A 24362-nucleotide genomic window follows, 5' to 3' on the forward strand; every position below is an offset into this window, starting at 1 on the left:
ATTAAATTTTTTGATTAGTGTAGAGTCATCAAAATGGAAGGCGCGAAATTGGAATAATATTCATTTCCATTAAAACTGTTAAAGTAATGAGGGCAATAAAAATAAGGGCAAAAAGGTAATCAAGCTTGTTAAAAACTAGGCGGCGATAACGGCTTCTTTTTGCATAAACATCATAACCGCGGACATCCATAGCATTAGAAAGATCTTCAGCCCGTGAAAAAGCAAGTACAAAAAGCGGAATTACTAAAGTTATTAATGATTTGACTTTATCCTTAATTTTTCCGTGTTTAAAATCAACCCCACGCGAAGACTGAGCTTTCATAATTCGGGTCGCCTCGAGTAACAAAGTCGGAATAAAACGAATCGCGATTGAAATAATCATTGCAATTATATGGGTCGGAATAAATAAAAGTTTTAAAGGCAGAATTAAATCTTCAATTGCACGGGTTAGTAAAAATGGCTTTGTTGAATAAGTTAAAATTGTAGTTGAAATTATCATGCCATAAATTCGAACCGCTAAAACTAGAGAGCGAATTATGCTAACAGTTCCAATTGAAAATTTTATACTTCCAAATAAAACGGTCGGCTCGACTAAATATCAAGAAATAAAATGCGTTGTTTCTTCAGGATTTAGACCTAAAACTTTATATTTAGGCGGTTCATTATCAGATGAAATGCCTAAAATTGTATTAATATTTTGGTGATCAATAATAAATCCGTAAATTATTAACATAATTATGAAAATGATTATTGGCATTTTCATTAAAGTAAAAATTTGCTTAACTCTTTTTGTTGTTATATAGAAAAAAACAAGCGAGAGCAAAAGCAGAATTGAAATTGTCGCTAAATGGGTAGTGACAAAAAAAAGCACTGCAAAAAGAATGTTAAAAGCTATTTTTAGTCGGGGGTCCATTTTATGAATTATTGTGTTTCTTGGGACATATTTAGCAACACTAATTTGCATTTTTTTCCTTTTTTATTAATAGATTAATTTGACTAATCAATTCATCAATTGACTTGACTTTCGAAATTGGATATCCTATTTTTACTAATTTTTCACGGAAATTTAGTAAATTTGTAGGTAACATTTCATTTTCAATAAGAAATTGATTATTATCTAAAATAGGATATGTTTCACCATCGTATATAATTTTACCATCTTTAAAAAAAATACAACGTTTTGTTCACTCTAAAACACTATCAAGATCATGAGTTGCTAAAATGATTGTTTTTCCATTTTTATGAAGAGTGTCCAATATTTCAAGCATTTTTACCGAACCCTGAGGGTCAAGACCTGCCGTTGGTTCGTCAAAAAAAATTATATCCGGATCCATTGCTAAAATTCCGGCAATTGCAACTCTTCGTTTTTGGCCACCTGAGAGTTCAAAAGGTGATTTGTCTAAAAAAGTCTCATCAAGACCGACTAGTTTTATCATTTCAGCTGCTTTTTTCTTGGCTTCTTCTTTGTTTACTCCCATTGAAACAGCGCCAAAAATAATATCTTTTTCAATAGTTTGTTCAAAAAGTTGGTATTCAGCAAATTGAAAAACCACTCCAACTCGACGGCGAATTTGGTTTATAAATTTAAACTTTGATTTTAAAAATCTAGGTCTTTCAACAACTAATTTTTTTTCAGTTTTGGACTCTTGATCAAAATAAAAATACTCAACTTGACCTTTATCAGGGAGCAAAAGTGCGTTCATATGTTGGATAAAAGTTGTTTTTCCTGAGCCAGTTTGACCTATTATTGCGATAAATTCACCTTGATTAATTTCAACAGAGACATTGTCAAGCGCTTTTATTTCAATTGGTAATTTTTGGTCGTAAATTTTTACGATATTTTTTGCTTTAATTTTCATAATTGTTCCAGCAATTCATTTTCATCATAGGTCGGACTAATAAAATCAAGGTTTTTTGAAATTTTATAAATAAAAGGCGAGTCAATTTTGGCTTTTTCAATTATTTCATCATTGTTTAAAATTAATTTTGGATCACCTTTTGCAATAATTTGGCCTTTGGCAAAGACAACAACTTCATCGGCTAAAATCGCTTCGTTCATATTGTGCGTTATTGAAATCAAAGTTTTACTTTTATCTTTACGGAGGTCATCTAAAATTTTAACAACATCACTTTTTCCTTTTGGATCAAGCATTGAGGTTATTTCGTCAAAAATTATTATTTGCGGATTTAGGGCTAAAACTGAGGCAATAGCAACTCTTTGCTTTTGACCACCAGATAAAAATTGCGGCTCGCGCTCGAGATAAGATTGCATTTGTACTTTTTGTGCCAATTCTGCTATAATTTTGGGCATTTTTTTTGGATCTTCGTTAATATTTTCCAAACTAAAGGCAATATCGTCCTCAACTGTTGCCCCGACAAATTGATTATCTGGGTTTTGAAAAATAATGCCGATTTTCTTTCTAATTTTAGGTAAACTTTCTTTATTTAATAAAATTGAATCAACTTCAACTGTACCTTTTTGCGGTTTAGCGATTCCGGAAATAATTTTAGAAAATGTCGACTTTCCTGATCCATTGTGGCCTAAAATTGCATAATATTTGCCTTTTTCAAAAGTTAGACTAACATCTTTGAGCGCTAATTGATTCATATCGTTAGTGTAACTAAAGGAAATATTTGTAACTTTTATCATTTTTTTATTTTATTCCTTTTTGTTTGGATCAAAAATTGCAACAAAAGGTCAATTTCGATATTTTTCCTGATAATCAAGTCCATAACCAACAAGAAAAGCATCAGGAACTTCAAAGCCAAAATAATCAGGTTCAATATCAGTTTTTCTTTTTTCTCTTTTATAAAATAAAGTAATTATTTTTAGTGATTTTGGTTTTTTTAATTTTAAATGTTCACTAATTTTTGTCAAAGTTATGCCTGAATCAAAAATATCGTCAATTAAAATAACATCTTTATTTTCAATTTTTAGGTCAATATCGGTAATAACTTTCAATTCGCCACCTGATTGGGTGCCACCAAAATAGGATTTGGCAATTATGCAATCGACCATTGAATCAACTTCGATTTGCTGAATTAAATCAGTCAGAAAAATTAATGAACCTTTAAGAACCGCAACAAAAACAATTTCTTGTGAATTTTTATAGTTTGAATTTATTCACTTTGCAATCTCATCAATTCTAGTTTTAATTTGTTTATTGTCAAACAAAATTTTTACAATATGTTTGTTAATCATTTTAACCCGTCTTTTTAAAATATTTTAATCTAAAATTTTACACTATTTTTGGAAAAATTTTCATATTTATTTGCTTTTAACTTCGGTTTTTCATCGTTTTTTAGCCTTAAAACCATTGTGAATTCGCCTTTGGTAGAATTTTGAAGTTCACCTAAAACTTTTAAAGGAGAACCAAAAAAATATTTTTGATGAATTTTTGTCATTTCCTTAACAAGAAAAATTTCGACTTTATCACCATAAAATTCATTAATTACTTCAAGAATATAAAGTAATTTATATGGTGAGACGTAAAAAATATAACTATAATTTTGTATAAAATGCTCAATTTGTTTAATTATTTGCTGCTTTTTTGAGTTAAAAAAACCCATAAAAACTAACGGTAAATCAAAACCAGAAAGAACAAAAGCGCCAACAAAAGCACATGCACCAGGCAAAAAATCAACTTCGACATCGTTTTGGTGCGCTCATTTTATCAAAATTTGACCCGGATCACTAATTGAAGGGGTGCCTGCATCTGACATTAGAATTATATTTTTATTAGTTAAAAATATGTCAGACATTTTGGCGATAGTTGATTTTTCATTAAATTTGTGATAGGAAATTAACTTTTTGTCTTTAACTTCCAAAAAATTTAATATTTTTTTGGAAGTTCGGGTGTCCTCACACAAAATTAAATCAGCTGATTTTATTGCTTGAATTGCTCGCAGAGTTATATCTTGTAAATTTCCAATTGGAGTTGCTATAACTGTGATTTTTGCCATAATTTTAAGTTAAAATGTTATTTAGACGAACTAAAAAGCCCGATTTTTGAATATTAAAGTTTGCATTTGTTTCAAGTGATGAAAGAAATTTTTTAAAGGTCTGATTAATCTTTACCATTTTTTCAGAATTCAAGTCAAAAAAATTCCCTTTTTTAGCGTCTTTTTTGTTAAGACCAGAATTGCTTAAAAAAAATTGTTTAAAATGACCGATTATTATCTGAAGAAAAATAAATGAGTTTTCTTTTGTTAAAACTTGATTTAAAAATAGTAAAAAATCAAATTTTGATTTAGTTAAATTATTTAGTAATGATTTTAATTTATCTAAATCCGAATCACTAATGGCCTTAATAGCTAAAGTTGCTTGATCAAAATTGGTGAAAATATTTGCATATATGGCATTATAAGGCGATTTTTTTCATGTATCTAACTTTTTTTTGAGTTCATTTTTTCTATTTAAATCATTGAAAAAAAATATTTGACAACGAGAAACAATAGTCGGAATAATTAAGTCAGAAGAAAAAGAAGTTAGTAAAAAATATGTATTCAAAGGTGGATCTTCTAAAATTTTTAGAAATGAATTTAGCACAGAAATATGGGCATTTTCGATGTTTTTTATTAGGAAAATTTTTGAATTATCGCCATAAAGTGAGGAAAAATACAACTTGTTTACCTCTTCTAAAAATTCTGTTTTTGAAAGGCGATTATCTGCAAAATCATGTTGAAAAATTTGTGGTTTTTGACTAAATATTTCTAAGAATTCAGTTATTTTCTCATCTAGAAAATCTGAGTAACTCGAAACAAGTAAAATTGCATGTGGAATTGTTTTAGTTTTTGTCAAATTATCGAGAAAATGGTGCCAATTTGTCGTAATTTGCTTCATAATAGCTCTCAAAAAAATTAATAATATCTGTTAAAACATGATCATAGTCGCCATTACCGTCAATTTTAATGAAATTTTTTCTTGTTTTTAGTAAATATTCATATCCTTTAATAACTTGTTTATAAAAATCCTCGCCGCGATTTTCAAGTCGGTCTCGCTTTTCATTTCGATAAATTTCCATTCGCTCGCGTGATTTTGAAATTTTAACATCAAGGAAAATTGTAAGATCTGGAAAAGTTTTTTCAGAAATTAAACTGTTCAAATCAAAAACTAAATCTGGGCTTAAATTATTTCCAAACCCTTGATATGCAATCGAAGAATCAATGTAGCGATCACAAAGAACAATTTTTCCTGATTTTAAAGCTGGCCAAATTACTTGTTCAAGATGAATTCTTCTTGAGGTTGAAAATAAAAGCATCTCAACATACGGGCTAATTTGATTTTTTTTATTAAGTAAAAACTCGCGGATTTGTTGTGCTTCTTGTGAATCATTGCCGCTATATGGTTCAAAAGTTGTAAGAATTTCTTTTTCTGGAAATTTAATTCTTAAATACTTTGCAAACAAATTCATAACGGTTGATTTTCCGCTTGCATCAATCCCTTCAAAACTTATAAACATATTATTTTTCCATTTCTTGCCGATTTTCGAGTGCTTGATTTAAGGTTATATTGTCAATATAATCAATTGCCGCCCCAAAAGGAATACCAGTAGCTAGCCTAGTAATTTTTGATGAGGATAAAAACTTGTGTTTTGCAAGATAATTTGCAAAAATTCAACCTTCCATTGTTGAAGAAAGTGCAATAATAATTTCACTTTCTTCATTAGTAAGGTCTGCAAGTTTTTTTATTTGCAAGTCATGATTTTCGAGCTTTTTGATATCATATTTGCCAAAAACAAAATACTTGCCATCATATTTTCCTAGTTTTTCAAATTTTGTGACCATTTCAGAATTTTCAACCACTAATATTTTAAAAGAACGCTGAAAATCAAGGCATATTTGGCAAACTGAATTAGCATTTAGATATCCACATCTTTCACAATATTGAAGATTGCGTTTTAAATTATAAATTTGCTCGACAAATGTCTCAATCTGACTAAGGGGCGTATCGATTAGAGAAAATAAAATATTTGTGGCTTGTTTTTTCGTGATTCCGGGAACTTTTCTTAATTGGTCAACTAGTTTTTCAAAATTTTCATCTACCATGATTCAAAATTAATGTGATTGAGTTGGGGCAATTTTTTCATTTTCTTCTCTAATTTTCAACAAAGCTTGATTTAATGTGATAGAAATTAAATCTTCTAATGTTTCAATATCGTCTTTGTCGACTAAAAATGGAGCAATTTTTAACTTTTTTAACTCAAATCCTCCTGAAATAGTCAGCGAAATTCCTTGATTTTCAAAGTCAAAATCTGTTTTTTCTAACAAATCTTTTTTTACTTTATGATCTTTTTGCATTTTTTGTGCTTCTTTTAATAGTTTTTGAAGATTCATGTTTTTCCTTTCTCTTATTTTTAATAAATTATATAAACTATTTTAAAAAGTTTAAAAATTTTTATTCATCAAAGAATAATTTTTGTAAATCATCCTTAGAAATAGTGCGTTTTTTTGGTTTTTCAAAAGGTTTTAGCACAAATTTTTCACCACGCGCTTTAATTTCATTTGCCTTTTTCTTTGTTTCTTCAACAAGATTATTACTCAAAGCAAGGCCGTAGATATCCTGGCCAAAAACGCTTTTTAATAATCGGTTGACATCATTGCCTTCTTTTTTCATTTTCTCGATTAGTAATTCTTCATATTCTGGATTTTTAGTAATAAAACACACAAAATTAGATCCTAATGTAAGAATTTCTGCATGTTTTAATACTCCAACAGTATCTATGAATTCAAAATTATACTGAAAATCTAGCAAATTTTTGCTCCATTTTTTACGTAAATCCAAATAAATTTCACGGTTTGTGTCATAAAATTTTTTTCCCAAAAGTATAAGATTTAGCCCCTCATCAACGGACAAATAATCATTTGGCAGATTCTTTTTTAAAAATTTATTTACGTATGAATCTCTATCAAATGAAAAATTATCGTCTTTTTCTTCATTTTTACTAAAATATGATGTTTGATTATTTGTTTTTGGGCCTGAATCAATGGAGTTGACATTTCTTTTGACAGTATCATCAGTTTTTTTATCATTAGAATTTAAAAATGAGTTTGAAAAATCGATGTTTTCAGCCGAATTCAAATTTGAATTTTCAGTTTTATTTAAAAAATTACTATGATAACTAGCACCCTCGGGATCTAACAAAGGATTAAAAGCATTGTCCCTGTTTTTAAAATTATCGCCTGTTTTATTGCTTTTTTCACTTTTTAGGATTTTTGTCTCTAAATTATTTTTGATTTTACGGTCAAAAATTGATCCCCAAGTCGAATCATCGCTACCATTTAAATCTAAATCCTCATCATCATCGTAAGCATGAATTGGATCATCATAATTAAATAAATTTTGAGTATTTGCTTTTTGATTCAAATTATAATTTGAGCCAAAATTTTTATCACGGACAGTAACAAACTCTAATTTTTTTGACGGTTTTTCCTCTTTTTTGATATTTTCTTCACTTTCTTCGGTTTCTTGAGCAGCAATTTTTAGATCTTCTTTTGGTTTTTCAGCAAATTTTTCTGTATTTTCTAAAACAGTTTGGCTTTTTTCTTGCAAGTTTTCCTTTTTAAAAGCAAGAATTTTCATAACTAAAATTTCAAGCGCTAAACTTTGAAACTTATCATGATTAATGTCTTTTAAAGTTGAAAAGCCAATATCTAAAAATTTAAAAGCAAAATCGTGGCTAATTTTTAACTTTTCCAAATCAGAAGTCGAATAAATTTCAATTAAGTCTTCCTCTTGAGTTTTTTCTCAAATAATTCACTCTTTGACTAAATTTATTAATGACTCAAGTAAAATTTGAAAATTTTTGCTTTGCAATAAAAGTTTATCTAATAAATCAAAGGCTTTTTGGGACTGTGCTAAAAAAAGAACGTTTATAAATTCAACAAGTTTTTCACTTGAAACTAGCCCAAAAAGTTCCTCAACACTTGTTTTGCTCAAAAAGTTGTTACCAAAAATTACCGCTTGTTCAAGAATTGAAATTGCATCCCGCAAACTGTTGTGACTTAATAAACACACGGATTTTAGGGCTTCTTCTTCGTATTCTACGCCTTCATATTCTAAAATTTGTGAAAGTCTTTGTGAAATTTGCTCTTTATTTAGGCCAAGAAAATTATATCTCTGGACTCTTGAGAGAATTGTCAAAGGGATTTTATGAACTTCGGTAGTTGCTAAAATGAAAATAATATGACTTGGCGGTTCTTCTAGAGTTTTTAAAAATGCATTAAAAGCTGAAGTTGAAAGCATATGAACCTCATCTAAAATATAAATTTTATATGGGCTAACCTGAGGTAAATTAATAGAATTTTCAACAATTTCACGGATTTCTTTAACGCCATTGTGTGAAGCAGCGTCCATTTCGACTATATCAATAGAATTATTTATATTTTTAAGGCAATTTTGACACGGGTCAACAGAATTTTGCTCTTTGTGAGTGCAATTTATTGCATTTGCAAATATTTTTGCAAGTGAAGTTTTTCCAGTACCTCTTGGCCCTGAAAAAAGATAGGCGTGAAAAAACTTTTTTGATTTAACGATGTTTTTCAAACTTTCAACTAAATATTGTTGGCCAACAACATCAGAAAATTTAGTAGGTCGATATTTTCGATATCAAGCTACATATTCATTTGTATTTTTCATATTTCTCCAAGATTTTCAAAAAAAATCCTTTATAATTTTTAAATTTAATTTTTAAAAATAAAAGTATACTTAAATAGTTTATAATTATAAATTATAATAAAATAAAATAAAAAACAGACTTTATATAATTTAAGGATTTTTAGATGTCAGTCGCATTTAACAAGGAACAAAACTCAGCTCAAAAGAAATGTCCTATAAACGAAAGATTTGTATTTAATTTTCGAATTTTAAGCTATTCCTTTCGGAAATTAGAAATTTCAGTTGAAGGTCTTGATAGAACAATCGATTATAATTCAGAATATTTTTTTTGGTTTGTTGAAAATTTAATCTACTTTTTATCAAAAAACAAGTATGCGCTCCGTTGAGATTATGAAAAAATAACACTTTTTAATTTAGAAAATTTACAATTAGCAGAAAATCTTGATGATTTTAAATCAAAATTCAAATTAATTACAACTTTTGATTTAGAACATAACTAGAATATGGAGGAAATATGAAGATTTATACTACTAAAAAAACAAGCCCATTTTACACGTTAGTTTGCGAGGAACTAATTCTAAAAGATGACCAAAATCAGGACGATATTTTATATTTTTACCAACATAATAATGCAATAATTATCGGTAAAAATCAAAATATTTACGAGGAAATTAAGCTTGAAGAAGTTGAAAAGCAAAGAATTGAAATTTACCGTCGACTTTCTGGAGGTGGTGCTGTTTATCACGATTTAGGAAACATTAATTTTTCATTTATAACTAAAAAACAGAATCACAGTTATCAAAAATTCTTGACACCGATTATAGAATTTTTTAAAACTTTTGGTTTAGATGCTGAATTCAAAGGTAGAAATGATCTAATAGTTAATGGCGCAAAAGTTTCAGGAAATGCTCAAATAATTTACAAAGATAGAATTGTTCACCATGGAACAATTCTATTTAATGCTAATTTAGCAAAATTAGGCCAAGTTTTAAAGCCAAATCGATTAAAAATTGAGTCCAAAGGAATAAAATCTATCCGTCAACGAGTAACAAATATTTTACATGAAATTGAAGAACAAATGGAAGATTCTGAGTTTATTTCAAGACTAATCACATTTTTTGAAAATAAATATCAAACAAAAGCGCAAGATGTTGAAACTTATTTTCAAGATCGAATGATATCTGAAAAAGATTTTCAAGAAACTCAAACCTTAAGACAATCTAGAGAATGAGTTTTTGGTTCAAATCCTTATTTTAGCTATGAAAATATAGCCCGAACTAGTGGCGGAACTTTAAGAGTGCTTGCAAATATTGAGAAAAATCACATTGTTAAAATAAAGTTTGAAGGTGATTTTTTATCTCAAAGATCAGTTGAAGATATTCAAGAAATTTTAGAAAATAAGGAATTTACTAGATCAATTATAGAATCACAACTTCTACAGATTACAAATCTTGATGAATATTTTGGTGCAATTCCTCTTAATGAAATTTTGGATACAATTTTTGGAAGCTAATTATTAATGATAGTTCATTCTAAAATTACTGTTGAAAATGAGGATATTTTTTATTTTTTAGAAGAAACTGGAAAGCAAAAAATACTATTTTTACACGGTTTTAATTCAAGCCATAATTTCATTTTTCAACTTAAAAAGAAACAAAATCGTAACTATGACATTGTTTCATTTGATTTTCCCGGTTGTGGTCAAAGCACTAATAATAATGAAATTAATGTTAAAAATTACCAGAAAATTGCAGCTAGTTTCATTAAAAAACTCAATTTAGATATCCAAATTGTAATCGGCCACTCACTTGGCGGAGCTATTGCTCTCTATATTTTAAGTGAAAATTTAGCAAAAAAAGCGATTTTAGTTGCTCCACTAAATCCTTTTATTTTAGAGAAAAATTCGCAAAGCGAAGCTGAAAAATTATCAAATTGACTCTTGCCTCAGGACATTGTATCTGCAAAAGATAGCCTTGAGCATTTAGTTTTTACTGATAAATTTAGTTATAAGAAAAATTTAGCAAATAATGCTATTAATTTTCTTGAAAATGTCACGAAAAAAAGAGAAATTTTTAGAAAGATTGTCTTTGAAGAAATCTTTAACTTGGAATGGCTTAAAACCGAATTATTACCACTTTACCAACAAAATAATAATTATTTTGTAATTGCTGGTGTTGAAGATCATTTTGTGCCATTAGAAAGTCTTCGCAAAATTTCTGAAAGTTTTAATAAAAATCTTATAAAGTTTGAAGAAACTGGTCATGCAGTTTTCTTTGAAAGAAGTGACGATATTAATAATCAAATTGAAAAAATTCTAGAAATTTAAGCTTGAAATCCGGATCTTATTTTTTCAGCAATTTCTTTTCCCGAGTTTTCATATTTGATAGCAAAAATTCACTTTTTAGTGAACATAAATATGCAAAAATACCGGTAAACCCGGGTTTTTTGACCTAAAGTCATAATTTTTATTATTTAAAAATTAACCTTTTGCAAAAAATAAAAAAAATGTTTGGTCAAAAATAAAATTATGTTATAATAAGTCTCACTTAAGAATAATAATAAATTTGGATTTTAGAATTAAGGGGGAATTAGTTATGTTTTTGTCATAAAAAATCAGAAAATGCGAATTTTCCGTCATATTTTTAAATATGATGATGATGCAATGCCTTAAATTTAACCGTTTAGAAATCTATAAATTAGGGCTTTTGGTTATTGTTCTTTCAAAACTTCATATGTTTTTTTAGGCTCGCTGCAAATAAAAACGAGTTTTCTATTTGCATTGAGTTTAAATAGTAGTTGTATTTTTTTGTTAGGTTTGAAACTTAGTGTTTTTGGTTTGATAGTTATTTTTCTTGAGTTTGCCAAAAAAGTTAAAAAAGTCCCTAAAACTAAACCAGGACAATTTTTAAGATTATCTCATCAAACTGGGAAATTCTAGAAATTTAAGCTTGAAATCCGGCTCTTATTTTTTCAGCAATTTCTTTTGAAGCTAATTTTTCAATAACTTTAAATGCAAATTCAGCTGAAGATGAGGCGTTTCTAGCTGAAATATAATTTTTATCAACTGTGACTAAATCGTTTTTTCTTGTTGGTATGTCTGAATTTGTTTCATCAGGGTATGAACTAAATTGATAATTTGGCGCTAAATTACGCTCAAAAATGGCATTTGGCGCATCACAAATTGCAAAAACATCCTTGTTTTGCGCAAAAAATTCACCAATTAATTTGAGTGCTAGCTCACAAGTTCGAAGATGTTGGGCTGCAACTCCTCCAGGTATAAAAATTGCGTCAAATTCATCAGATTTTCAATGATTTTTGGCCTCAATTTGGACAACTCCAAATTGGCCTGTTACTATTTTGTTTTCAGGATTATAAAATTCAATTTTATCGTATAAATCGGCCTTTTTTATCAAAGAAACAAAAGTTGTAAACTCTATATCCTGGAATTTATCAAGCAAAACTACCAATAATTTTTTCATTATTACTCCTTATTTAATTAAATAAAATAAAATTGTACCATAAAAAGTCATGGTACAATTTTATTCATTAAAAAATTTATCTATAAAATCTAATTAAAATAAGGTTTTAAAACTTCTGGTATTGTTCAACTACCATCAGGGTTTTGATTCTGTTCAAGTAAAATCGCGACAATTCTATCAATTGCAAGACCAGATCCGTTAATTGTGTGCGCATAAAGGTTGTTTTTTTCATCACGGTAGCGAATTTTTGCTCTTCTTGCTTGAAAATCGCCACAATAACTGATTGATGAAACTTCACGATATGTCTGTTCTGATGGAAGTCATGCTTCTAAATCAATAGTTTTTTTACTTGAAAATCCAAGATCGCCAGTACACAAAAGCACAGCACGATAAGGAATGTTTAGTAATTTCAAAATTTTAGCCGCATCTTGAACCACATTGTCAAATTCTTTCATTCCATCAGTTTCATTTGTTATTTTAACAAGTTCAACTTTGTGAAATTCATGAAGTCGGATCAAACCTCTTGTGTCTTTACCGCCACTTCCGGCCTCAGATCGATAACATTTACTGTAGCCAACAAGTGAAATTGGTTTTTCTAAGTCGATAATTTCGCCTTGATAATAATTTGTCAAAGGAACTTCGGCTGTTGGAATTAGTCAAAGATCTGAATTTTTTAGAGAATACAAATCTTCTGAAAATTTCGGAAGTTGACCTGTTCCATATAGCGAATTTTCAAGAACTAAAGTATTTGGAACAATTTCCTGATAACCTGAATTTACATGAGTGTCAATCATAAAATTTATCAAAGCCCGAACTAATTTAGCCGCTAAATTTTTATAAATTACAAAGCGATTGCCTGAAATTTTTACAGCTCGTTTGAAATCTAAAATGTCTTTAGATTTACCAAATTCATAGTGAGGCTTGATTTTAGGATCGATTTTTTTTGGTTGCCCTCAGTGATAAATTACTTGATTATCAAGTTCAGAATTTCCAAAAGGAACTGAATCATCAGGAAGATTTGGCACTTCAAGAATTTTTTGACTAACTCAGTCATCAAGTTTTTGTCACTCTGTCTCTAAATTTGCAAGTTTATCTTTAATCTGACTTACTTGGTTTTTCAAATCTTCAGCGTCTTTGTTTTCACGAACAAAAAGTCCTATTTGTTTGCTAGTTTTGTTTTTTTGGGCTAATAATTCATCAATTTCTTGACGCAAAGAGTTACGTTTTTGGGCTTTTTGATATAAGTCGGCAATTATAGAAATATCAAAACCACGTTCTGATAATTTTTTTTCAACAAAAGATTTGTTGTTTAAAATTAAACGAATATCCATATTTTAAATTATTTTTTTTAGATTATTTTTTTTAGATTGTAAAAAACATCTCTTCCAGTATATTCACTTTTTGAATATGTGTCTAAAAATTCTTCAATTACTAGAAGTCGATTATATTTGGCAATTCGGTCAGTTCTTGAAAGTGATCCTGTTTTAATTTGACCAGATGAAACTGCGATTGCAAGATCAGAAATTGTAGTATCTTCAGATTCACCAGAACGGTGTGAAATAACTGCGGTCAACCCTGATTTTTGCGCAAGTTGAATTGCATCAAGTGTTTCAGTTAATGTTCCAATTTGATTTAATTTAATTAAAATGGAGTTAATTGCTTTTGTTTTGATAGCTTCTTTTAAAATTTTTACATTTGTAACAGTTAAATCATCACCGACAATTTGGTGTGTTTGTCCAAATCTTTTTGTAAAAGCAATAAATCCGTCTCAGTCTGATTCAGCAAAACCATCTTCGACTGAAATTATTGGATATTTATCAAAAAGTTGTCCGTAATAATCAAGCAATTCTTCTGATGTAAATTCATATTTTTGGTGATTTTCTTGATCAGCAGAAGCAGCTTTTAATTTTTTAAAGACATATTTTGTTCCATCATAAAACTCACTAGCAGCAGCATCAATTGAAATTGCAATAGCATTTTCACCTTCAACAGCCGGATTAAATCCTGCTTCCTTGATTGCTTCAACTAAAAAATCAAGTGCATGTTCGTGAGAAGTTAAATTAGGAGCAAATCCACCTTCATCACCAACTTGAGTTCCATATCCTGATTTTTTAAGAAGTTTTGCTAAAGTGTGGAATACTTTATTTGATGCTTGCAAAGCTTTTCTAAATGTTGAAAAACCGAGTGGCATAATCATAAACTCTTGAAAATCAAGCGTATTTGAAGCATGCTCACCTCCGTTTATCACGTTAAGCATTGGAACTGGCATTAAAGTTGGGTTTGGGCCACCTAAATAACGGAAAAGTGGAAGTCTCAACTCACTTGCGGCCGCTTTTGCAACTGCTAAAGAAACACCTAAAATAGCATTTGCACCAAGTCTTTCTTTATTTGGAGTTCCGTCTAAATCGATCATTTTTTGGTCAATAAGTCTTTGATTTTTAACACAAAGACCAATAATTTCAGAACCAATAATATTATTTACATTATTAACTGCGGTCATTACACCTTTTTGACCGAATCAGTTATAAGCATATTCTGTATTTGAATCACGTAATTCAAGCGCTTCTCTTGATCCAGTTGAAGCTCCTGATGGAACAATTGCAGACCCAAAACCGCCCGCTTGGGTGTGAACCTCAACTTGAATTGTTGGATTTCCCCGTGAATCAAGAATTTCTCTTGCAAAAATTCTTGTAATTTTTGACATAAAACACCTCGAATTTGTATATATAGTTTAAATTTATTGAATGTATTATTTGTAAGTAAAGATCAAAAATAATAACATGCTAAAAATTATATCACAAACTATGAATTTAACAAATTCTTAAATAGTAATTTTTGCTTCTTGTTTTAGTGTTAATTTAATAACTTTTGGATTTTAGTTTTATTTGGTTTTTGAGCCAAAAAAGTTCCCACAACAATTACATCAGCCCCTGATTCAAAGACTTTTTTTGCATTATAATCTTTAATTCCGCCGTCAACCTGGATTAAAATGTTGTAATTTGACTCACGAATTATTTTTGATATGTTGCTAATTTTTTGATATGTTTCTTGGATAAAATCCTGCCCACCTCTTCCAGGTTCAACTGACATTACCAAAATCAGATCTATTTTGGGTAATAAATCTAAAATTTCTTCAATTTTTGTCGAAGGTTTTATTGCAAGTCCTATTTTAATTTTTTCAGAGTATTTTAAAATTATCCTATAAATTTCGTCATAATTTTTACTTTCAAAATGAATTGTGACAAAATCAACATAGCCAATTAGTTCTTCAATTTGACTTTCAGGATCAACTGACATTAAATGAGCATCGGAAATAAACTTTTTTGATTTAGTCACAATTTTTTTAATTTCTGAAAGAGAAATTGCTGTATTTTCAACGAATTTACCGTCCATAAAATCAAAATGGAATCATTTTATTCCAAGATTCAAAAAGGTTCTAACTAATTTTAGACGGTTATTTTTGCTAACATTCAAAAGTGAGGGGCTAATAATCTTTTTTTTCATATTTTTCTAAAAGATAGAGATAATTTTTATACCTAGTTTTTGAAATTATGCCGTTTTTTACAGCATTTTTTACTGCACAGTTTTCTATTTGCTCATGAAAATGAAAACATGTTCTAAATTTACATTTAGGCAAAAACTGGCGAAAAATTTCAAAAGAACTTTTAATTTGATCTTTGGGAATTTCATCGTAATTAAAGCTAGAAAATCCAGGGGTATCTACTATTTGAAAGTCTCCTTTTCCTATAATTTGGACAACTCGTGTTGTGTGTTTTCCGCGATTTAATGAAAAAGAAATTTCCTGAACCTCAAATTGTGTGCCAAACAAATTATTGATAAAACTTGTTTTTCCAACTCCACTTTGTCCAATGACAAAATTAAGTTTATTTTTAAGTTTTTCTTGCAAATCGCTAGGAATTTTTTTTTCATTATTGTTAATAAAAAAAATAGAATATCCCATTTTTTGATAATCAAGCAACAAATTTTTATAATCTGGCTCAAGATCAACTTTGGTAACTATCAAAATTGGACTAATATTTTTAAATTCAATCATTAACAAAAAAGTATCAAGCAATAAAGGTGAAAAATTAGGTTCTTTTAGGGAAACAAAAATAAGCGCTTGGTCTATATTAGCAACTTTTGGGCGTTTTAGTCAGTTTTTTCTTGGAAGAATTTCTTTAATAAATCCACTAGGATCAAACTCAACAAAATCTCCAACTAAAGGAGATATTTGTTTTTGTCTAAGTGATCCAGATCCTCTCAAAAGTGGATAGAGTTTTTGGGTCGATGCTTCAAAAACATCATAAAAACCCGCGATAACTCTAACAATTTGCCCCTTCATCTACAGCTCTTTTATTTCTGTTGTTATAATTTTTTCAATTTCATCGACACATTGTTCTAAATTGTCATTTACAACTTGAAACTTGAATAAATCCTTAATTTTAATTTCAGATTCAGCCTTTTTAAGTCGAAGATCAATTTGATTTGATGTCTCTGTGAGTCTATTTTCAATTCTGTTTTTTAGGACTTCAAGCGAGGGAGGTAAAATAAAAATGGTTAAAATTTTATCTAATTGGTTATTTTTCTTATAGTTTTCAATAATATTTTTAGCACCATTTGTGTCAATTTCTAATAAGGGAATGAAATTTTGCTCTTGAATATATTGAATTTGTGACTCTAGAGTTCCATAGTAATTATCAAGATGACAACTTCACTCAATAAATTCGTTATTTTTGATTTTTTCTTTAAAGGTTTCGTGGTCTAAAAAAAAATAACTCACTCCGTCAATTTCATTAGCGCGCATTTGCCTGGTTGTTGCAGAAATTGCAAGTTTTATAGGCAATTTATTGTTTTTTAATAAAATTGACTCAATTGTCCCTTTGCCAACACCTGAAGGACCTGAAATTACAATTAGTTTATTCATCTTTTGCTTCATTATTAAATCTTAGGAAAAAAACAGTATTTTTAGCGTATTTTTTTGTTTTTTCAATTGAAAAAAATTTGGGAATTAATTTAGAACCTAAATTAGTTTTGTAAATTATAATTCCAGATTCTTCTAATAAATTATTTTTTGCAATTTTTAAAAAACATTTCTTGGTAATTTCTTCTTCAGCATGTGGCGGATCCAAAAAAATAAAGTCAAACTTTTGCCCACTAAGATCGTTAAGCAAAAATATTGCGTTTTTATTAAATATTTCGTATTTTTTTACGTTATATTTTTTACAAAAATCAACAATATTTTGGTATGCCTGCTGATTTAACTCTGAAGCTACAACTTTTTTTGCCCCACGCGAAGAAGCTTCAAGACCGATTGCACCTGTTCCGGCAAACAAATCTAAAACTTTTGAATTTGGAATTTCAAATTGTAACTGTGAAAAAATCGACTCACGACAACGATCAGACATAGGCCTAACTACTGAAAATTCAGGATTTTTTATTACAGCACGCCTATAATTACCAGAAATTATTCTAATCATAAATATTTATAAAATTATACCAAAAATTTAAAAAATAATATATGAATTTTTTTTTAAAAACATTTTTAAAATTTCAAAAATAGAATAAACATGGTCAAAATTGATTTTTCGCAAATATTCATCAAGCGAAAAATCGGCTCAATACAAAATTTCCAATTCCTTGACATTAAATCTAAAAAAAGGTTTTAAAGTGCGATGATAAATACATTCCATTCCACCATAAAAATCAAAATTTACAAGCCTTTTATTGGTTTTGCAAACTTTACAACTAGTTAAATTGCTGATTCAACCGTTAATTTTAATTCAGTTAATAATTACATAAACTATTATCGCGTCTACATTTTTGTCATTTATTTTGGAAAAGGCGCTTTGAAAAATATTGAAAAGTTCAGAATCATAGTTATTTTCATCACTAAATTGATAAATTACTTTTCAAAACTTATAAATATTTTCGTTAGTTAAATCTAAACGAACAAGGCACTCACCCTTTTTTAGTTTAGATAATTTATTAGGATTTTTGGCCAAAAAAATCTCAAATTCACCAAGGCATCCGGGATTTAATATATAAATATTTTTGCTAGTTGGACGACGTACACCGAGTGCGACCATCTTAAGAATCCCGAAATTTGTTACTAATTTAACTATTAAATCAAAGTCCCTAAAGTTAAATCTTTCGACAACTATCCCTTTAATGATTTTTTCAGCCATTTTCCGTTAAAACTTATTATATGGTATTTAGGTTTAGAGATCTAAAATTAGTTAATTCTATCAAAATGAAATTTATTTTTAAGTAAAAAATGAATTCCTAAAATATTTTGATTATAAATATAATTATACCACAAATTAATTTTTTTTTATTGATTTGTCATTTTTTTTATTCATTTTTTTTGATAATGCTTCAAAATTGGCGATTAAACAAATGGTTTAGCTTAAAAATTAGCCTTTTTTATGCTATAATTTGGTTAGCAAAACTTAATAAAAATGTATAAGATTTGAATTTAAGTTTGTAAAAATCAAACGGTTTGGTTTATGAAAAAGCTTAGTAAACTTATTTTTTATAATCTGTTTTTTGGCTCAATATCAATAATTTTATTTTCAGCGTGCAATGTAAACAATGATAAATTTGATTCAAAAGAACAAATTAGTCCTAAAATTCATGCAAAAATTGAGAACCAACAGCAAATTAGTCTTGATGATGTCGATTGGAAAAACATTAACTTTGAATATGACAGCGATAAATACAATTTGCAAAAATTGACTTTAAATAAAAACTTTGAACAAAATTCGTTAACAGTTAATGTTTTGCTTGTTGATACTAAAAAGCAACTTTCAATACCAAAAGAGTTTGTTTTTACTTCGTTTTTAAAAGTAAAAGACAAAGCGCCAGAACCAAATTTAGATAAAGTTCAAAAACCAGTTAAAGAAGAAAAGGCAAAAAAAGTTGAAAAAAGTCCTAGTTCTCAGCCTGATTTTTCTAAAACTAAAATACAAAAAATTTTAAAACCACCTAGCTCTAATAAACCTGAAATTACGAGAATTATCAAGTCTGAACAAAAACCAAAATCACAAATTGTTAATAATTCTAACCCAAAAATCAATAATGTTCCAACTAATAATTCCCCTATTAATAAAGTAAATTCAAGTCAATTTCAAACTGTAAATTACAATACAAAAACTTATAACCCACTTTTTGAAGCAACTCCAAAATTAAAATACACAAATAAAATTTACAGCGAATCACAAAATCCTGAATATTTTAAAGATGCTCATTATTTTGGCAAAGATTTTTTACTAAATCATTCAGTGATGCAAATTATTCAAAATACACCAAAATATCAAACTGGAGTGCATAATTTATACACTTTTTTGTACAATGGCGATAATAATCAGCCAATTAATTTTCTTGATCCAAATGATCCAAATAGAAATAAAAGATTCTGAGAATTAGCAAAAAATGTCGGTCATTACGGCGATTTTGGTAAAAACAATGATGAAAAATTAATGTTTTATAATCGTGGTATTTCCTATAATGGAATGGCTGAACAAATATATCTTCCAAAGTTTTCTGAGGGTGAATCTTCGGGAGCTTTAAGTAATTCTGAAAATCTAACAGAAATTGTCAAAAAAAATCCTTTTGGTTTTTTGCCGTCCAATTTAAGTCAGTTATTTTATTACATGAAAATCGATGAAATTGGCAAAATTTTTAAAATTTCTAATTTAAAAAAAGTTAGTGCCAATTTTGATGATAAAAAAGGCCAAATTAGTATTCTGTTTGAAAGTGGTGATGGCAAAAAACAAATTTGAAAATCTAATCAAACTAATTCTAATTTAAAAAAAGATATTGACTATGAAAAGTTCATTTATGATCGCTCATTTAGTCTTGGAATTTACGGATTTAAATATTATCAAGATCAATTTTTTGGAAATAGATACGGCACTGAAGCTTTTAAAGAATACGGTACCGCCTGAGTTTTAGATAGAATAACAAATAATGACGCTAATTCTGATAGTTATGAACTTTTAGTTGGGACAAACATCCATGTTTGGAATATGCCACAAATTTTTGACAAAAGCATGTATTTTTTTGATGTAGATAACAAAAGTGAAAAATCAAAAAAGTGAAATGCTGGCTTTGTTAACCAAAACTATCAATTTATCTCTGAAGAAGATGCAAAAAAAGGCAATAAATTAAAGCCTTTTTTTACCGCAGCGCGTTCAGAGCATTTAATTTCAGGCAATAAATACGAAAATACATACCCAAAAATTAAAGAATATCCTGTTTTTGATGCTTATGACAGCTATTTAACCGCTCCATATTACACTCCGCGCTACAAAGTTGAGGGAATAATGGGTCATGATGTCGATGTTGGTCTTAAATATTTAGACAATTATAATGAAACCACCCGAGTTGGAACAACCAAAAACGGCGGTTCAGACTTTGTTATTTTAAGACTGAAAATTAAAAAAACTGATTTAGAACATGTTTTACCTGAATTAAAAAAAGCGATTGATTCTGGTACTGAAAAAGATTGACATATCGGTCTAGGTCGAAATGAAAAATTTAGTCCAATAAAAACACAATTTTATGGCGGATATCCAGTTGCTACTAGCGATAATGAAAATGGTGATTGAGAAAAAGGTGTAAATTTTAAATCTAATAAATCAACAGGTGGAATAATCAACACCCGATCACGTGTAATTAATGATAGTCTTTTTCATGGTCTTTGAGTTCCTTATAATGATGCTGAAAATAAAGACTGAAATGCTAAACATGAAAGGTGAAAAAACTACCAAAAACCATTTCTTGCCAATTTAAAACACGGAATGCTAAAAAAGGTTTTAAATCAGCATTCGAATTTGTACACAAAAGTAAATTCTGAAAATAAATTAGACGCTCTTGGTCCTGGATCTTCTGGATCGATGGCTATTGATTCAAGTTTTAATTTAATTGGTATAAATTATTCCTATTCGACTGATTCAGAAAGTAACACTTTTTCAAATGCAATTTCGTTAATGGAGGGTCAGTCTACTTATCTTGATGGATTTAACGGTAATATTCGCGAAGATTTTAAGAAAAAATTACAAAAAGATGGGTTATATACAGTTAAAATTAATCCTAAATCCTAAAAATTATCTTAGCTAATTTTTTGATTTAATAGTTTTTTGCCCTTTTTTAGATATTTTATTTTGAATTTTTGGCAAAATTCGCGAGAAAAAGTGCCAAATTTGCCCTAGTTTTTTGAGTAAAAACTACTAAAAAAAACAAATGTGTGATTTTTTAGTTTAAAACACTAGCAAAATCAATTTATGGATAAAATAACAAAAACCATAAAAAATACAACTACTATTTAAACTCAATGTAAAAAGAAAACTCATTTTTACTTACATTGAGCCTAAAAAACAAAATTTGAAGTTTTGAAAGAGCCATAATTAAAAGGCATAAATTTGTAGATTTCTAAACGGTCAAATTTAAGCCATACCATTATATTTAATATAATGGATAATTCGCATTTTCTGATTTTTTTATGCAAAAAACATAATTAATTCCCCCTTAATTCTAATCTCAAAATTTATTAATTCATTCTTAGTGAGACACATTATAACACAATTTTATTTTAGACCAAACATTTTTTTTTTTTTTTTACAAAAGGTTAATTTAAAAATAATAAAAATTAAGATTTTAGTCTCAAAAAACACGGATTTATGGCTATTTTCCCGTATTTATACTCACTAAAAAGTGATTTTTTGCCATCAAACTGGGAAACACTGGAGCTGTAAATCCAAAATTTTTTTACAGCATTTCTTAGCAAAATTTGACAGTTAAGTTCAAAATCACATATTTTTGAGCTTAAATAAGGTTAGACGGTTGAATCTGGTTTTTGATAAATTTTTAGTATTATAATAAAATTTTTTGTCAATAAAAGTCTTTGCATTTTTGCTAATTTGGGTTAAAATGATACTTTTTTTAAAAATTTTAATAAAAAAGCGCTATTTTTTATATTTTAAATAAATTCAAATTCATAATATTAAATGAATTTTTTAAAAAATAATTTTAAAAATGGTATAATTTGGAAATTAAAAATTTATTTTGGAGAAAACATGGAAAAAAACAAGAAAAAACTTGATCATTTAAACGAATTACAATACAAAGTTACACAAGAAAATTTTACAGAACCACCTTTTGATAATCTTTATAACGATAATTACGAAGAAGGTGTTTATGTTGATATTATCGACGGAACTCCGCTTTTTTTGTCTTCAACTAAATATAATTCAGGATCTGGTTGACCATCTTTTTGAAAACCTTTAAACGAGGACTCAGTTGTTGAAGTTCTTGATTTTAGCCACTCAATGACTAGAGTTGAAGTTCGCTCAAAAAATGCTGATTCCCATTTAGGCCACGTTTTTAATGATGGGCCTAAAGAACAAGGAGGAAGACGTTATTGTATTAATTCAGCTGCCCTTAAATTTATTCCTAAAAATGAATTAAAAAGCAATAATTTAGAGCATCTTTTAAAATACTTTGACTAAATTTTATTTAAAACAAAAATAAGAAAAAGTATTACTTTTAATAATTAATATTGTAAAATTTTAAATTATGAAATTACTAAGAAAATCAAAATTAAACTTTTTATTTTTTTCAGTAATTTTTTTATTTTTATCAAGTTGTTCAGTTGAGTCAAATTTACCTGATAAAATAAGTAAAGATATTGGTGATTCGCCAAAAATTGTTCCACCACCTGAACAAGAGCAACCATCTCAACCATCTCAACCATCAAATCCAGGTCAAAATCCATCAAATCCAGGTCAAAATCCATCAAATCCAGGAATTAATACAGAAACCCAAATTGATAAGGGTAAAACTCAGGAAGAAAAAAAGAATCCGGTCATTAGTCAAAAACCTGATTTGCCACCCGCTGTTATACAAAACCCTGATGTGATTGAAGAAAAACCGGGCATAATTAAAATAACAGATGATAAAAAAGGGTTAGAACAGCCCAAAATTCCATCTTTTACACCACAAAAACCAAGTGATGAAGAAGAAATTGTTCCCCAACCTTTTGACCCAAAAAAGGAAGAAAAAGAAACTGATGTCCAATTAGCTCAATTAAAAGGTTATCTTTCAACTTTGCCTAGTTCATTTCGCATTACAAATCACATGCAAAGTTCATACCCCCTAACAATAATTACTGAAGGTAAAACTATTAAGAAAAATTTTTCTTATGTAAATTTTATTGACCCAATCCAAGATTTGAACGATAAGTATTCTGTTAAATTAGATTTTTCTAACGCTGTTGTTGCTTCTACAGGCCCATCAAACCAAGAAAAACCTATAAATAACGTGCTTTTATTTTTGCATCTTAAAGATAATGACTCAATTAAATCCTCAAAAATGGTAAGTCTTTTTTATAAACAAGAAGAGACATCAAAAATAAATTTAATTGCAAAGAAATTACCTGATGATTTTAAAAACATTTTTCCATCATTTTTAGCTTTTTCCTTGCTAAACTCAAAAAATGACGTTATATCCAACCCATTTTTTAATCAAATTGGTCATGTTTTAAATAATCGAAATTTTGGAGTCGGACTTAAAGATACTTTTGCCGAATTTAGCCCTGAAATTAACGATGATGAAAAAGAAAAATATGGATTTGATGTTGTTAGCACTCAACCTGATGATGAAAATGGAAAATTAAGACTTAATTTACAAATTTGAAAAATAGACAAAGATACTGAGATAAAAACGTTTTTGCCAAATAATAAAAGTCTTGAATTTTCAGGTTTAGCTAAAAATTCTGACAATATTTACCAAATCGAATTATCAGAAAAAGATTTAGAAATTACTGCTTTAAAAAATGATGTTAAAAAAACATTATTAGAAAGAGATTTAAAATCCAACTTTACTAAACATACATTTTTAAAACATTTATTAGAGCACTTATATATAAGGGTTAATGCTGAAATTAATAATAAGTGGATTAAATTATCTGAAGTTAAGCATAACAGATGACTTATTTTCCCGCAAATTCAGTTTGCAAATTTAGTTACTACTCAATTAATAGATAATTTAACTTTAGAAAAAAATGATAAAAAAATTACTTGAACCTTAGATTTAAAAACAGTTTTACTAAATAACAATCAAATTTTGACCCCTAATGGCGAATTTTTGCTAGGTAAGGAAAAAATTCACAAAATTAGTGGCGTTCTTGAAATTAATTAAAAAAATTTCAAGTAAATTTTTTTAATTAATTATTTTTTCTAGTGGTACAATTTAATACAATTTTGAAA

The 24362-nt window shown here is 28.3% G+C and carries 24 protein-coding genes; 6 read left to right on the forward strand and 18 right to left on the reverse strand.

Translation table 4 applies throughout. The features are described 5' to 3' along the window. Position 1 precedes the first annotated feature (1 nt). From PWA39_RS02995 to dnaX, 10 genes are all read right to left on the reverse strand, one after another. Positions 2-964, reverse strand: coding sequence for an energy-coupling factor transporter transmembrane component T family protein (locus PWA39_RS02995; RefSeq protein WP_069099230.1), 963 nt, complete (start codon positions 962-964; stop codon positions 2-4). Further along, positions 954-1859 carry an ATP-binding cassette domain-containing protein gene (locus tag PWA39_RS03000; RefSeq protein ID WP_069099231.1) on the reverse strand — a complete coding sequence of 302 codons (906 nt, stop codon included), beginning with the start codon at positions 1857-1859 and terminating at the stop codon, positions 954-956. The genes PWA39_RS02995 and PWA39_RS03000 overlap by 11 nt, the downstream gene beginning before the upstream one ends. Further along, entirely contained in the window at positions 1832-2650 is an 819-nt protein-coding gene (locus PWA39_RS03005; RefSeq protein ID WP_044285600.1) for an energy-coupling factor transporter ATPase, read from the reverse strand. The genes PWA39_RS03000 and PWA39_RS03005 overlap by 28 nt, the downstream gene beginning before the upstream one ends. Before the next feature lie 9 nt (positions 2651-2659). Then, positions 2660-3202 (reverse strand): hypoxanthine phosphoribosyltransferase, encoded by a 543-nt coding sequence (gene hpt, locus PWA39_RS03010; protein ID WP_069099232.1) that lies wholly within the window; start codon positions 3200-3202, stop codon positions 2660-2662. A gap of 29 nt (positions 3203-3231) precedes the next feature. Next, positions 3232-3963, reverse strand: a complete 732-nt coding sequence (gene rsmI / locus PWA39_RS03015; RefSeq protein WP_069099233.1) for a 16S rRNA (cytidine(1402)-2'-O)-methyltransferase — start codon at positions 3961-3963, stop codon at positions 3232-3234. Between the two features lie 4 nt (positions 3964-3967). After that, positions 3968-4843 (reverse strand): DNA polymerase III subunit delta', encoded by an 876-nt coding sequence (locus PWA39_RS03020; RefSeq protein WP_069099234.1) that lies wholly within the window; start codon positions 4841-4843, stop codon positions 3968-3970. Continuing rightward, on the reverse strand, positions 4803-5462 hold the full coding sequence (gene tmk, locus PWA39_RS03025; RefSeq protein WP_069099235.1) for a dTMP kinase: 660 nt from the start codon (positions 5460-5462) through the stop codon (positions 4803-4805). The genes PWA39_RS03020 and tmk overlap by 41 nt, the downstream gene beginning before the upstream one ends. 1 nt (position 5463) lies before the next feature. Then, complete coding sequence (locus tag PWA39_RS03030) at positions 5464-6048, reverse strand: toprim domain-containing protein (protein ID WP_069099236.1); 585 nt, start codon at positions 6046-6048, stop codon at positions 5464-5466. Between the two features lie 9 nt (positions 6049-6057). Beyond that, positions 6058-6336 (reverse strand): YbaB/EbfC family nucleoid-associated protein, encoded by a 279-nt coding sequence (locus tag PWA39_RS03035; protein WP_044284004.1) that lies wholly within the window; start codon positions 6334-6336, stop codon positions 6058-6060. Between the two features lie 61 nt (positions 6337-6397). Continuing rightward, the gene (gene dnaX, locus PWA39_RS03040; RefSeq protein WP_069099237.1) at positions 6398-8638 is read right to left on the reverse strand and encodes a DNA polymerase III subunit gamma/tau; all 2241 of its coding nucleotides are present in this window, start codon (positions 8636-8638) and stop codon (positions 6398-6400) included. 143 nt (positions 8639-8781) lie between these two features. On the opposite strand from dnaX, the gene PWA39_RS03045 reads away from it, so the two are divergent. Genes PWA39_RS03045 through PWA39_RS03055 form a run of 3 tightly spaced genes read left to right on the forward strand, consistent with a single transcriptional unit; the run spans position 8782 to position 10943 of the window. After that, a complete protein-coding gene (locus tag PWA39_RS03045) occupies positions 8782-9117 on the forward strand; it encodes a hypothetical protein (protein WP_069099238.1) in 336 nt (111 codons plus the stop codon). A gap of 14 nt (positions 9118-9131) precedes the next feature. Beyond that, positions 9132-10130, forward strand: a complete 999-nt coding sequence (locus PWA39_RS03050; protein WP_069099239.1) for a lipoate--protein ligase — start codon at positions 9132-9134, stop codon at positions 10128-10130. 6 nt (positions 10131-10136) lie between these two features. Beyond that, positions 10137-10943, forward strand: a complete 807-nt coding sequence (locus PWA39_RS03055; RefSeq protein ID WP_069099240.1) for an alpha/beta hydrolase — start codon at positions 10137-10139, stop codon at positions 10941-10943. A 616-nt stretch (positions 10944-11559) separates the two neighbouring features. Here the strand turns inward: PWA39_RS03055 and PWA39_RS03060 are convergent. The 8 genes from PWA39_RS03060 to recO form a co-directional block, all read right to left on the reverse strand. Then, the gene (locus tag PWA39_RS03060) at positions 11560-12096 is read right to left on the reverse strand and encodes a DJ-1/PfpI family protein (RefSeq protein WP_069099362.1); all 537 of its coding nucleotides are present in this window, start codon (positions 12094-12096) and stop codon (positions 11560-11562) included. A gap of 89 nt (positions 12097-12185) precedes the next feature. Next, positions 12186-13427 (reverse strand): serine--tRNA ligase, encoded by a 1242-nt coding sequence (serS, locus tag PWA39_RS03065; RefSeq protein WP_069099361.1) that lies wholly within the window; start codon positions 13425-13427, stop codon positions 12186-12188. A 17-nt stretch (positions 13428-13444) separates the two neighbouring features. After that, positions 13445-14800: a phosphopyruvate hydratase gene (gene eno / locus PWA39_RS03070; protein ID WP_069099360.1), complete on the reverse strand. Its 1356-nt coding sequence runs from the start codon at positions 14798-14800 to the stop codon at positions 13445-13447. Between the two features lie 149 nt (positions 14801-14949). Continuing rightward, on the reverse strand, positions 14950-15600 hold the full coding sequence (locus PWA39_RS03075) for a ribulose-phosphate 3-epimerase (RefSeq protein WP_069099359.1): 651 nt from the start codon (positions 15598-15600) through the stop codon (positions 14950-14952). Then, positions 15581-16438, reverse strand: a complete 858-nt coding sequence (gene rsgA / locus PWA39_RS03080) for a ribosome small subunit-dependent GTPase A (RefSeq protein WP_069099358.1) — start codon at positions 16436-16438, stop codon at positions 15581-15583. Before rsgA ends, PWA39_RS03075 begins: the two co-directional genes overlap by 20 nt. Next, the gene (gmk, locus tag PWA39_RS03085; protein WP_069099357.1) at positions 16439-17032 is read right to left on the reverse strand and encodes a guanylate kinase; all 594 of its coding nucleotides are present in this window, start codon (positions 17030-17032) and stop codon (positions 16439-16441) included. It lies immediately after the preceding gene. Next, positions 17013-17573: a 16S rRNA (guanine(966)-N(2))-methyltransferase RsmD gene (rsmD, locus tag PWA39_RS03090; RefSeq protein ID WP_069099356.1), complete on the reverse strand. Its 561-nt coding sequence runs from the start codon at positions 17571-17573 to the stop codon at positions 17013-17015. Before rsmD ends, gmk begins: the two co-directional genes overlap by 20 nt. A 27-nt stretch (positions 17574-17600) precedes the next feature. After that, on the reverse strand, positions 17601-18281 hold the full coding sequence (recO, locus tag PWA39_RS03095; protein ID WP_069099355.1) for a DNA repair protein RecO: 681 nt from the start codon (positions 18279-18281) through the stop codon (positions 17601-17603). Between the two features lie 321 nt (positions 18282-18602). Here recO and PWA39_RS03100 point away from each other — a divergent pair, with 321 nt between their 5' ends. The 3 genes from PWA39_RS03100 to PWA39_RS03110 all read left to right on the forward strand — a co-directional run bounded on the left by PWA39_RS03100 (position 18603) and on the right by PWA39_RS03110 (position 24294). Continuing rightward, on the forward strand, positions 18603-21200 hold the full coding sequence (locus tag PWA39_RS03100; protein ID WP_081311140.1) for an MAG2960 family serine endopeptidase lipoprotein: 2598 nt from the start codon (positions 18603-18605) through the stop codon (positions 21198-21200). Positions 21201-22172: 972 nt separating this feature from the next. Continuing rightward, on the forward strand, positions 22173-22604 hold the full coding sequence (msrB, locus tag PWA39_RS03105) for a peptide-methionine (R)-S-oxide reductase MsrB (protein WP_044284017.1): 432 nt from the start codon (positions 22173-22175) through the stop codon (positions 22602-22604). A 67-nt stretch (positions 22605-22671) separates the two neighbouring features. Further along, positions 22672-24294, forward strand: a complete 1623-nt coding sequence (locus PWA39_RS03110; RefSeq protein WP_075949666.1) for an LppA-related lipoprotein — start codon at positions 22672-22674, stop codon at positions 24292-24294. Positions 24295-24362 lie beyond the last annotated feature (68 nt).

The organism is Mesomycoplasma ovipneumoniae ATCC 29419 (assembly GCF_028885435.1).
Classification (GTDB): Bacteria; Bacillota_I; Bacilli_A; order Mycoplasmatales; family Metamycoplasmataceae; genus Mesomycoplasma; species Mesomycoplasma ovipneumoniae.